The organism is Streptomyces sp. NPDC060194 (assembly GCF_042728285.1).
GTDB lineage: Bacteria > Actinomycetota > Actinomycetes > Streptomycetales > Streptomycetaceae > Streptomyces.
The window spans coordinates 1-10,347 of sequence record NZ_JBHWZH010000178.1 but is presented as its reverse complement, the minus strand read 5'-3'; the positions used below and the strand labels follow the sequence as shown (position 1 = coordinate 10,347).

Sequence of the window (10,347 nt, the reverse complement as noted above, 5' to 3'; positions counted from 1 at the left end):
GGGGCCCGGGAAGCGCACCGTGCTTCCCGGGCCCCTTCGCGCGTGCCGTCAGGCCTTGGCGAGCCGCTCGACGGCCGCCGCGACCCGTTCGTCGGAGGCCGTGAGGGCGACCCGCACGTGGCGCGCGCCGGCCTCGCCGTAGAAGTCGCCGGGGGCGACGAGGATGCCCAGCTCGGCGAGGTGCGCGACGGTCTCCCAGCAGTCCTCGCCGCGGCTCGCCCAGAGGTAGAGGCTGGCCTCGGAGTGCTCGATGGTGAAGCCGTGCGCGAGCAGCGCCTCGCGAAGGAGTTCGCGGCGGGCGGCGTACCGCTCGCGCTGCTCGGCGACGTGCGCGTCGTCGTCCAGCGCGGCGGCGGCCGCGGCCTGGACGGGGGCGGCGGTCATCATCCCGCCGTGCTTGCGGATCTGGAGCAGGTCGCGCAGCACGTCCGCGTCGCCGAGCAGGAACGCGAGCCGGTACCCGGCGAAGTTGGACCGCTTGGAGAGCGAGTGGACGGCGATCAGGCCCTCGAAGGAGCCGCCGCAGACGTCCGGGTGCAGAACGGAGACGGGGTCGGCCTCCCAGCCCAGCTCCAGGTAGCACTCGTCGGAGGCGACGAGGACGCCGTGCTCGCGGGCCCAGGCGACGATCCGGGCGAGCGCCTCCGCCGGCAGCACCCGGCCGGTGGGGTTCGACGGCGAGTTGAGCCACAGCAGCTTGACCCGCGCCGGGTCGAGCTCGGCCGACGGGTCGTCGGCGTAGGTGACCGGCTCCGCGCCGGCGAGGCGCGCGCCGACCTCGTAGGTGGGGTAGGCGAGGGCGGGGAAGGCGACCTGGTCGCCCGCGCCGAGGCCGAGTTGGGTCGGCAGCCAGGCGACGAGCTCCTTGGAGCCGACGATCGGGAGCACGTTGCGGTGGTCGACGCCCCGTGCGCCGAGCCGGCGGCCCGCCCAGCCGGTGATCGCGTCGCGCAGCTCGACCGTGCCCCAGACGGTCGGGTAGCCGGGCGAGTCCGCGGCGTCGACCAGCGCCTTCTGCACGACGGCGGGCACCGGGTCGACGGGGGTGCCGACGGAGAGGTCGACGATGCCGTCCGGGTGGCCGTTCGCCGCGGCCTTGTAGGGCTCCAGCTTGTCCCAGGGGAAGACGGGGAGGCGCGCGGAGACTGCGCTCACGGGGTGCTCACTTTCTGATGCCGGGGGGCGGAGTGCACGCGGAAAACACCGCGGTCCCGCACGGCGGGTGAACGCCGTACGGGACCGGGGGCGGCGCGGGTCAGCCGTTCTGCGGCGGCAGCGCGGCGACGAAGGGGTGGTCGCGCTCGATGAGGCCGAGCTTGGAGGCGCCACCGGGCGAGCCGAGGTCGTCGAAGAACTCGACGTTGGCCTTGTAGTAGTCCTTCCACTCCTCGGGGGTGTCGTCCTCGTAGAAGATGGCCTCGACCGGGCAGACCGGCTCACAGGCGCCGCAGTCGACGCACTCGTCGGGGTGGATGTACAAAGACCGGGAGCCCTCGTAGATGCAGTCGACGGGGCACTCCTCGATGCACGCCTTGTCCTTGACGTCGACACAAGGCTGCGCGATGACGTAGGTCACGCTGTCGTTCCTCCTCGGTAGGGCTGCTCTGCGCGGGAGCGCGGCGTCGTCGATGCCCGCACCTAGTATCGCCGTTCTCAGGCACGAGACGAACAGGAGGGGTGGGGAGCGCGGTGGAAATCCTTGGCGGCGGACGGCTGGAGGTCCGTATCGGCCCTGCTGACGTGGGCAAACGGGTGTCGGTCCGGCAGGCGGTACCGGGCGGCGCGGCGGGGTCGAGGTTCACCGACGCGGTGGGTGTTCTCACATCCTGGGACGACGGTGTGCTGATCGTCACACGAAGGTCGGGCGAACGGGTGCGGGTCGAGGAGTCGGCGCTGGTCGCGGGCAAGGTGGTCCCGCAGACCCCGCCGCGGCGGCGCGGCCCGGCCGCCGACCACGCGGAGCTGGCCCGGGTCTCCTCGCGCGGCTGGCAGCCGCTGGAGACGCAGCGGCTCGGCGACTGGCTCCTGCGGGCCGCGGACGGCTTCACCCGCCGCGCCAACTCCGCCCTCCCGCTGGGCGATCCGGGCCTCCCCCTCGACGAGGCGCTCCTGCGGGTGCGCCGGTGGTACGCCGAGCGGGGCCTGACGCCGACGGTCCAGGTCGCGACCGGCGGGACGGACACCCAGGAGGCGCTGGCGGAGGCGCTCACCGCACACGGCTGGACGCGCGAGGTCAGCGCGCTGGTGCGGGTGGGCGCGCTCGCCCCCCTCGCGGACGCGGGACCGCAGGCGGTGGACCGGGTCGGGCTGTCCCGCACCGTGGACGCGGCGTGGCTGCGGCGGTACCAGCGCAAGGGAGTGGGGGCCACGGCCCTGAAGGTGCTCGGCGCGGGCCCCTCGGTGTGGTTCGCGACCGTCCCCGGGGGCGCGGGCGACGAGGCGCCGGCGGCGATCGGCCGGTGCGTCGTCGACGGGCGGTGGGCCGGGTTCATGGCCGTCGAGGTGGCCCCGGAGCACCGCCGGCAGGGCCTCGCGCGCGGAGTGATGGCCGCGCTGGCGCGCCGGGCGCTCGACGAGGGGGCCTCCGCGGCCTGGTTGCAGGTCGAGACGGACAACGCGCCGGCGCTCGCCCTCTACGACGACCTCGGCTTCACCACCCACCACACCTACCACCACTACCAGTTCCGCTCCCCAGGACAGGAGTGAGCCGTGCACTGCGATCCCCCGCCGGCCGAGGACGACGAGGAGCCCGTCAGCCCTGAGGAGTGGCGGCGGCGGTTCGCCGAGGAGGCGCGGTCCGAGCAGCCGGACCTGGCGTCGCTGTGCCTGCTGATCGGCGCGGTCGCCGATCCGGGGCTCGGGCAGCGCGGTATCGACGCCGCGGAGATCGAACTCGACCGGCTCGCGGGCCTGCTGCCGTACCGGCCCGGCGGCCCGCGGGCCTGGGCGGCGGCCCTCTCGGAGCTGCTGGGCGCGCGCTGCGGCTTCCTCGGCGGGCCCGCGGACTACCAGCGGCTCGAATCCTCGCTGCTGCACGAGGTGCTCCGGCGGCGCCGGGGACTGCCGATCCTGCTGTCGGTGGTGTGGATGGAGGTCGCCCGGCGCGCCGGGGCGCAGGTGTACGGGGTGGCGCTGCCGGGCCACTTCGTCGTCGGCTTCGGCGAGCCGCCGACGAGCGGGGCGATCGGTGAACCCGTGGCGGACACCGGCGATGTGGTGCTCGCCGACCCCTTCGCGGCGGGGCGGCCGCTGACGGGCGCGGACGCCGAACTGCTCGTCGCCGGGGCGACGGGCGAGGCCCTGCACCCCTCGATGCTGTCCCCGGCCCGGCCGCTGGACATCGTGCTGCGGATCCTCGACAACATCCGGGCCTGGGCGGCCGCGCGCCCGGAGCGGTCCGACATCGGTCTGTGGGCCGTCGAGTTGGCGCTCTCGCTGCCCTCGCACCCGGCGAGGCTGCGCTACGAACGCGCCCAACTCCTGGTCGAACGGGGCGACTTCGTCACCGGGGCCGAGGAGCTGGAGGCGTACGCGGCGATCGTCGCGAACATCGACCCGGCGACCGCGGACCGCCTGCGCACCCAGGCGCGGGCGGCCCGCTCACGGCTCAACTGAGCTTCGCCTAACCGGCCTTCGCGCCCTCGACGGAGGCGATCCGCTTCTCGGGCTCGGCCGGCGCGGTCTTCTTGAGCGCCTGGAGCATCGCGGCGGCCGCGTGCTGGGCGTTCATCGGGACCTCGCCGGCGCCGCCGTCGATGGTGACCCCGGCGAAGGCGTTGCCGTACTTCTCCTCGAGGACCTTCAGGTCGATCACCGGCTGCAGGGAGCCGTCGGTGCCGGGCTGCATGCGGAGCATCTCGCCGATGGACTTCTCGCTGAACGGCACCTCGACGCCGCCCGCCTGCAGCCAGACCCAGCCGGAGAGCGCGGGCTTCGCGAACTCCTTCATCGCCCGGTCGACCTCCGCGTCGGAGACCTTCGGCTTCTGCGGGGTGACGGGCAGCGCGACGGGCGCGTTCTCGCCGGTCTCGGCGCGCTCCCGGTAGGCGGCGGCCACCGCGTCGGCGGAAGCGCTGACATCGACCCCGTCGTAGGGCTTGCCGTAGGAGGGGATGGCCTTGCCGTCGCGGAAGACGACGGTGCCCTCCGAGGCCGCGCCCGGGCCCTTGCCGCCGGAGGTGACGTCGGCGAGGGCGACGGCGAGCTTCTCGTCGTCGACGGGGATGTCGGGCTCGGCCACCCGGGTGCCGCCGAAGAGCGAGCCGATGACGGAGACCGGGTTGTAGTCGCTGCCGGCCGCGTTGCGGACGGTGGACTCGGTGTTGACGCTGAGGCCGGCCTTCTCCGGGGAGAGGGGCACCGTCTTCTCCCCGACGCGGAGTTCGAGCGGGGCGGTGAGCCGGTTGCCGAGGGCCGCGTCGAGCTTCTGGACGGCCTCCTCCTTGGAGGAGCCGCCGATGTCGACGCCGAGTGCGGTGGTGCCCTTCGGGACGTCGGAGTGGTTCAGGAGCAGGCCCGCCCCGTAGGCGACGCCCGCGAGGCCGATGACGCCGGCGGCGGCCATGACCAGCTTGGAGCGCCCCTTCTTCTTCGCCGGGGGCTCGGGGACGGGGGTGATCGTCCCCTGCCTCGGCGCGGGGGCGGCGGGGCCGCCGGGGCCCGGGGGAGACGGCGCCGGGCCGGTGGGACCGGCGCCGGGGACGACCGGGATGCCGCCGGTCAGCGGCTCGCCGGAGGCGTTCGGGCCCGCCGGGGACGGCGGCTGCGGGGTGAGGACGGCGGTGTCGTCGGCGATGCCGGGCACGCCGTGCGGGGGCGTGCCGTGCGGCGGGACGCCCTGCGGGTACGGCGCGGTGCCGGGGGCCAGCGGGCCGTTGCCGGTCACGGGGCCGGTGGTGGGGCCGTCGGGGCCGAAGCCGTCGCCGCGGCGGGCCTGTTCGGCGGCCAGGTCGCCGAACGGGTCGCCCGGGCGGGTGCCGGAGGGCGCGTCGGCGGACGCGTAGGGCGAGTTGGCGTGCAGGCCCGCGCCGGCGGGGCCGCCGCCGGGCGTGAAGTCGCCCAGCGTGCCCTGCGGCCGCGGGGCCGCACCGTCGGGCCGGGCGTACGGGTCGGGCGTACCGCCGGGGCCGCCCGAGGTGCCGGGGCCCGCGAACGGGCCGCCGCCGGCGGGGGGCTGGGGCGCGGTGTACGAGTCCTGGGGTCCGGCCGGGACCTGGGCGCCGTAGGGGTCGGTGTCGGCGTACGGGCCGGAGGCGCCGTCGGGGCCGGGGGCCGCGGGGCCGCTGGGGACGGGGCCCTGGTGGCCGGCGGCGGCGCGCGCGCCCGCACCGAAGCCGCCGGGAGCGGCTCCGTTCGCGGATCCGCCGCCCGCGGTGTCGGGACCGCGGCCCTGCTCGTCGCGGACGAAGCGGGGACCCTCGCCCGTGCCGGGCTCGTCCCGGTGCGGGGCCGGGGCCTTGCGGGGGGCGAACCAGTCGCTGGCCTTCTCGTCGCCGCCCGAACCGGACCCGGCCCCCGGACCCGCCCCCGTGGCCCCGCCGGAGCCGTTCGGCGCGCCCGCGCCGCCGCGGGCGGTCGAGGCCTGCGGGGACCGCGTCGGGAGCTTCTCGCGCGCCCCGCCGCCGGAGGCGACGCCCGAGGTGGAGGCGGCCGAGCCGGGCGCGGGGCGACCGCCGCCACCGCCGGCGGGCGACGCCGCCGCGGCGACCGGCCGCGCGGGGCCGGAGACCGGCTCGTACGCGCCGGTCGGCTCGCCGCGGCCCGCCGCGCTCTCCGCGCGCTCGCGCTCGGTCATCGACTTGCGCACGACGACGGGCGGGATGGGGCGCGAGCCGGGGATGTTGATCCGGACGCGGGTGGTCAGCGTGGTCTCGGTCCTGGGCTCGTCCGGAGCCGGGGCGGTCTCCGCGCCGACCGGGGCGTGGCCCGCGGCCGCCGCGTCGCCGTCCTGCGGCGTGCCGTACGGCGGCGTGCCCGACGGGTAGGCGGCTCCGCGCCCCTGGGGCCCGGAGGGCGAACTGTCAGTTTCTCGAGTCAAGGCAGGTTCTCCCGGTTGGCTCCGCCGCCCGTCCCGTGGTGTCACTACGGGACGCGCGAGGCGGCTCGGCGGCGCGCACCACCATACTGGCCACGCGGAACGGGTACCCCACGGCCGCCGGAAGCCCCCCGCCGTCCGGGCCGCCGGCACCGGCGGGAACAGCCCCGCAGGTGACGGTCCTTCGCGCGGTCAGCGCGAGCGGTCGGCGTCCTTCGGAGCCCCCGCCGGCGGCGGGCGGAGCAGGGTGGCGCACATCACAGCGACCGCCGTGCCGCCGAGGAGGAAGACGTACGCGCCGATCCCGGCGCCGAAGAGGAAGTCGCCCTCCGGCCGCGGGGAGCTGGCGACGATGACCGCGAGCAGCCAGCCGGCCGCCGGCGCCCACGCGCCGGCCCGGGTGCCGGTCAGGTGTGCGCCGCCGACGAAGAGCCCGGCGGACGCGAGCAGGGCGAGCAGCAGTCCGCCGCCGGACCAGCCGCCCTGGACGAGCGCGCCGGTGAGGCCGACGACGACGCCGAGGACGAACAGCAGTCCCAACGTGGCGATCCGGGGGACGTTCACCGGTGGGCCTCCGCGGTCCGGGGGGCGGCGGCGGGCAGGTCGAGGCCGGCGAAGAGGTCGCTCTCGACCTCGCCGGCCGGCGCGCCGGAGCGCCCGTGCGCCAACTCGTAGTACTCGACCGGGAACAGCGGCTGGGCGAGTCCGTTCGACAGCGCGAACCACGGCTCCTGGACGGCCACCTGGGTGGCGTGCGCCCGCATCGCGGCGGCCTTGCGGGCCGCCCAGCGGCCGCCGTCGGCCGTGCCGTCGATCCGGGCGGTGACGCGGTCGTCGTCGACCACGCCGGGCACGTCGCCGAGGTCCGCCGCGGCGGGCCAGGGCAGGTCGGCCATCGCCTTCTCCAGCTCCGCGAAGCGGTGCTCGGCGTCGGAGCGGGCGACGCGGTTCCAGTAGACCTTCGCGACCGCGTGCGGGGCGCCGAGGTCGCGGCGGTAGGCCGGCTCGGCGGCCAGGTCGACGGCGCGGGTCGCGACGCGGTGGGCCTTGATGTGGTCGGGGTGGCCGTAGCCGCCGTCCGGGTCGTAGGTGACGACGACCTGGGGGCGGGTCTCGCGCAGCACGGCGACCAGGTCGGCGGCGGCCTCGTCGAGGTCGGCGCCCCAGAAGCCGCGGGCGTTCTGCGGGAGGCCGAGCATCCCGGAGTCGCGGTAGCGGCCCGCGCCGCCGAGGAAGCGGTGGTCGGTGACGCCCAGCTCCCGCATGGCGGCGGCGAGTTCGCCGATCCGGTGCGCGCCGAGGGTGCCGTCGCGCTCCGGCGCGAGGTGGGCGAGCTCGGGCGGGATGACCTCGCCCTCCTCCCCGAGGGTGCAGGTCACGAGGGTGACGGCGACGCCGGCGGCTGCGTAGGCGGCCATGGTCACGCCGTTGTTGATCGACTCGTCGTCGGGGTGCGCGTGCACCAGCAGCAGCCGGCGGGCGGCGGCCGCGGCGGGAAGGGCTGTCATGCGGACAGGGTACGAGGTGGGACCGCACCGACCACGACGTCGGGGTCGGCGCGGTGCGGGGTCGCGACGGGACGGGACGTGCGGGACCCGTCAGAAGCTGAGCTCGCCGATCATGCCGGCCACGTTCGTCGTCACGTCGTTGATCGTCGGGGCCACCGACGAGCTCGCCAGGTAGAAGCCGAGCAGGACGCAGACGAGTGCGTGCCACGCCTTCAGGCCTGATTTCCTGACCATGATGAAGACGAGGATCGCCAGCAGCACCACCGCCGATACCGAGAGCGCCACGGCGGTCACCTCCTCATATGAACGACTGTCGTACGGGCACGGGCAGTTGCCGACGGGTTGATACCCACCGAGCGCTACGGATCATAACTTTCCGTGGCACTGCATACCTCGCGCACGGCAGCACAAAGGGGGCGCGCGAGGGGTGATCGCTGCCCTAGGTTCTGACGATGACCTCGTTCCCGCGGATGCACGCCCGCACCCAGCGCTTCACGCTCGGCACCCCGCACTCCTTCGCGCTCGCGCCGGACGGGCGCCGGGTGGCGTTCCTGCGGTCCCGGTCGGGCACGGACCGCACGCACCTGCTGTGGACGCTGGACGTGGCCGACGGCAAGGAGCGGGTGGCGGCCGATCCGGAGGTGCTGCTCGGCGGGGAGGGCGAGGAGCTGTCGGCGGCCGAGCGGGCGCGGCGCGAGCGGAGCCGGACCAGCGGCGCGGGGATCGTGTCGTATGCGACCGACGCCGCCTCGGAGCTGGCCGCGTTCGCGCTGTCCGGGCGGCTGTTCGTCGCCGAGCTGCGCGCCGGGACCACCCGCGAGCTGCCCGCGGCGGGGCCGGTCGTCGACCCGCGCCCGTCGCCCGACGGCCGCCACGTCGCGTACGCGGCGCAGGGCGCGCTGCGGGTCGCGGGGGCGGACGGCACGGGGGACCGGGCGCTCGCGGAGCCGGAGGCCGAGCACGTCACGTACGGTCTCGCCGGGTTCATCGACGCCGAGGAGATCCACCGCCTCCAGGGCTACTGGTGGTCGCCGGACTCCGACCGGCTGCTCGTCGAGCGGGTCGACGAGAGCCCGGTGCGGACCTGGTGGATCGCCGACCCGGCGCACCCCGACCGCCCCCCGGTGCCGGTGCGCTACCCGGCGGCGGGCACCCCGAACGCCGAGGTCGGGCTCTCGCTGCACACCCTGGACGGCGGGCGCACCGAGGTCGCCTGGGACCGGGAGCGCTACCCGTACCTGGCCCGGGTGCACTGGTCGGCGGCCGGTCCCCCGCTGCTGCTCGTGCAGGCCCGCGACCAGCGCGAGCAGGTGTACCTGACGGTGGACGTGGCGACGGGCCGGACGGCCGAGGTGCTGCGGGAGGAGGACCGCGAGGCGTGGCTCCAGCTCCACCCCGGCGTCCCGGCCTGGACCCCGGACGGCGAACTGGTGCGGATCGCCGACCGGGACGGCGTCCGCGTCCTGGACGTCGGCGGCCGGGCACTGACCGGCCCCGACCTGCACGTACGGGCGCTCCTCGGGGTCTCGGCGGACGGCCTGCTGTTCACCGCGAAGGCGGGCGAGGCGGCGGCGGACCCGGAGACCGGCCAGACGCACGTGTACTCGGCGGACCTGCCGGCCGGCCGCGTACGGCGCCTCTCGGAGGGGCCCGGGGTCCACGGGGCGCTGCGGGCGGGCGGGACGACGCTGCTGGTGTCGACCCGGCTCGACACCGCGGAGCCGCACTGCCGGGTCGTGCGCGCGGGGGAGCCGGACCTCGGCATCGGCTCGCACGCCGAACCGCCCGGCCTCACCCCGCGCGTGACGCTCATGGAGGGGGGCACGCGCCGGCTGCCGTGCGCCGTCCTGCTCCCCTCCGGATACCGGCCGGAGACGGACGGCCCCCTTCCGGTCCTCCTCGACCCCTACGGCGGGCCCGGGTCGGCCCGGGTGGTCGCGGACGGCCGGGCGTTCCTCGCCTCGCAGTGGTTCGCCGACCAGGGCTTCGCGGTCCTGGTCGCGGACGGCCGCGGCACCCCGCACCACTCCCCCGGCTTCGAGAAGGCGGTCCGCGACCGGCTCGCGGCGGTCACCCTGGACGACCAGGTGCACGCCCTGCACGCGCTGGCCGCCGAGACCGACCCGGCCACGGGCCGCCCCCGCTTCCCCCTCGACCTGACCCGGGTCGCGATCCGCGGCTGGTCCTTCGGCGGCTACCTGGCCGGACTCGCCGCGCTGCGCCGCCCCGACGTGTTCCACGCGGCGGTCGTCGGGGCGCCGGTGACGGACGTGCGGCTCTACGACACCCACTACCAGGAGCGCTACCTCGGCCACCCGGACGAGCAGCCAGAGGTCTACGCCACCAACTCTCTGGTGACGGACGCCGGTCTCTCCGAGGCGGCCGCCACGTCGGCCCCGATGATGATCGTCCACGGTCTCGCCGACGACAACGTGGTGGTCGCGCACTCCCTGCGGCTTTCGTCCGCCCTGCTCGCGGCGGGGCGCCGGCACGAGGTGCTGCCGCTGTCGGGGGTGACCCACATGACCCCGCAGGAGGAGGTCGCGGAGAACCTGCTGCTGCTCCAGGCGGACTTCCTCAGGCGGACCCTGGGCCTGCCCCGCCGGAGCGCCGAAGTGGTCTAGACATGCGGTCGGCCGGGACGCCGATTCGGCGTCCCGGCTCGGCCTACCCGAACTGGGCCGAGCACTTCAAGGCCGCCATGACCGAGGCGCTGGACGCGCTCGGCGTGGACCGCCGGACCCGTCACCGGCTCGCGCTGGCCGACACCCGTGTCGGCGCCCACGAGACGGTGCTGGCCCGTAC

9 protein-coding genes are annotated in these 10,347 nt (G+C 76.1%); 3 read left to right on the top strand and 6 right to left on the bottom strand.

Annotation, left to right across the window (positions count from 1 at the left end; translation table 11 throughout):
* Positions 1–48: 48 nt before the first annotated feature.
* Both dapC and fdxA read right to left on the bottom strand, forming a co-directional pair.
* Entirely contained in the window at positions 49–1,155 is a 1,107-nt protein-coding gene (gene dapC / locus ACFWEG_RS26155) for a succinyldiaminopimelate transaminase (protein ID WP_387219783.1), read from the bottom strand.
* A gap of 100 nt (positions 1,156–1,255) precedes the next feature.
* The gene (gene fdxA, locus ACFWEG_RS26150; protein ID WP_387219781.1) at positions 1,256–1,576 is read right to left on the bottom strand and encodes a ferredoxin; all 321 of its coding nucleotides are present in this window, start codon (positions 1,574–1,576) and stop codon (positions 1,256–1,258) included.
* A gap of 113 nt (positions 1,577–1,689) precedes the next feature.
* Between fdxA and ACFWEG_RS26145 the strand changes: the two genes are divergently transcribed.
* Both ACFWEG_RS26145 and ACFWEG_RS26140 read left to right on the top strand, forming a co-directional pair.
* Positions 1,690–2,706, top strand: coding sequence for a GNAT family N-acetyltransferase (locus ACFWEG_RS26145; protein ID WP_387219779.1), 1,017 nt, complete (start codon positions 1,690–1,692; stop codon positions 2,704–2,706).
* 3 nt (positions 2,707–2,709) lie between these two features.
* Positions 2,710–3,615, top strand: coding sequence for a tetratricopeptide repeat protein (locus ACFWEG_RS26140; RefSeq protein ID WP_387219776.1), 906 nt, complete (start codon positions 2,710–2,712; stop codon positions 3,613–3,615).
* Between the two features lie 7 nt (positions 3,616–3,622).
* Here ACFWEG_RS26140 and ACFWEG_RS26135 read toward each other — a convergent pair whose 3' ends face one another.
* The 4 genes from ACFWEG_RS26135 to ACFWEG_RS26120 form a co-directional block, all read right to left on the bottom strand.
* Positions 3,623–6,037: a hypothetical protein gene (locus tag ACFWEG_RS26135; protein ID WP_387219773.1), complete on the bottom strand. Its 2,415-nt coding sequence runs from the start codon at positions 6,035–6,037 to the stop codon at positions 3,623–3,625.
* Between the two features lie 189 nt (positions 6,038–6,226).
* Complete coding sequence (locus ACFWEG_RS26130) at positions 6,227–6,598, bottom strand: DUF6113 family protein (protein WP_387219771.1); 372 nt, start codon at positions 6,596–6,598, stop codon at positions 6,227–6,229.
* Positions 6,595–7,542 (bottom strand): N-acetyl-1-D-myo-inositol-2-amino-2-deoxy-alpha-D-glucopyranoside deacetylase, encoded by a 948-nt coding sequence (mshB, locus tag ACFWEG_RS26125; RefSeq protein ID WP_387219768.1) that lies wholly within the window; start codon positions 7,540–7,542, stop codon positions 6,595–6,597. The genes ACFWEG_RS26130 and mshB overlap by 4 nt, the downstream gene beginning before the upstream one ends.
* A 90-nt stretch (positions 7,543–7,632) precedes the next feature.
* Positions 7,633–7,827: a hypothetical protein gene (locus ACFWEG_RS26120; RefSeq protein WP_387219766.1), complete on the bottom strand. Its 195-nt coding sequence runs from the start codon at positions 7,825–7,827 to the stop codon at positions 7,633–7,635.
* 167 nt (positions 7,828–7,994) lie between these two features.
* Here ACFWEG_RS26120 and ACFWEG_RS26115 point away from each other — a divergent pair, with 167 nt between their 5' ends.
* Complete coding sequence (locus tag ACFWEG_RS26115; protein ID WP_387219763.1) at positions 7,995–10,166, top strand: prolyl oligopeptidase family serine peptidase; 2,172 nt, start codon at positions 7,995–7,997, stop codon at positions 10,164–10,166.
* Positions 10,167–10,347 lie beyond the last annotated feature (181 nt).

Bases quoted from the DNA above. Each gene is read 5' to 3' on its own strand.
- ACFWEG_RS26115 (WP_387219763.1), top strand. From the start codon at position 7,995: ATGACCTCGTTCCCGCGGATGCACGCCCGCACCCAGCGCTTCACGCTC.
- mshB (WP_387219768.1), bottom strand. From the start codon at position 7,542: ATGACAGCCCTTCCCGCCGCGGCCGCCGCCCGCCGGCTGCTGCTGGTG.